We start from the raw sequence: 817 nt of genomic DNA, 5'->3' as shown, positions 1-817 counted from the left end.
TAACAATCTGGAACAAGCTGAAAATTGAAACGACACAGCTGAAACTTATCTCTCCGTAGCAGTACCGAGATAAGGAGTACCCTGTGTTGAGTCTCTCAAGACTTGCAGCGCGATACGTGACTTCTTTAGAAGACACCTTCGGGTTGTGAGGTTAAGCGACTAAGCGTACACGGTGGATGCCTAGGCAGTCAGAGGCGATGAAGGGCGTGCTAATCTGCGAAAAGCGTCGGTAAGGTGATATGAACCGTTATACCCGACGATACCCGAATGGGGAAACCCAGTGTGATACGTCACACTATTGCATGGTGAATACATAGCCATGCAAGGCGAACCGGGGGAACTGAAACATCTAAGTACCCCGAGGAAAAGAAATCAACCGAGATTCCCCCAGTAGCGGCGAGCGAACGGGGAAGAGCCCAGAACCTGAATCAGTTTGTGCATTAGTGGAAGCGTCTGGAAGGTCGCACAATAAAGGGTGATAGTCCCGTACACAAAAGTGCACTCATTGTGAGTTCGATGAGTAGGGCGGGACACGTGACATCCTGTCTGAATATGGGGGGACCATCCTCCAAGGCTAAATACTCCTGACTGACCGATAGTGAACCAGTACCGTGAGGGAAAGGCGAAAAGAACCCCGGCGAGGGGAGTGAAATAGAACCTGAAACCGTGTACGTACAAGCAGTAGGAGCCCCTTTTATGGGGTGACTGCGTACCTTTTGTATAATGGGTCAGCGACTTATATTTTGTAGCAAGGTTAACCGAATAGGGGAGCCGTAGGGAAACCGAGTCTTAACTGGGCGTCAAGTTGCAAGGTATA

At 49.7% G+C, this 817-nt stretch carries 1 rRNA gene; it reads left to right on the top strand.

Features of this window, described 5'->3' with window-relative positions:
* Window positions 1–149: 149 nt before the first annotated feature.
* Window positions 150–817 (top strand): 23S ribosomal RNA (locus IEV89_RS21520); the annotation flags it as partial.

Origin of the sequence: Hafnia psychrotolerans, assembly GCF_014639435.1 — a bacterium.
GTDB classification, from domain to species: Bacteria; Pseudomonadota; Gammaproteobacteria; order Enterobacterales; family Enterobacteriaceae; genus Ewingella; species Ewingella psychrotolerans.
This window is presented reverse-complemented; position numbering and strand designations above follow the sequence as displayed.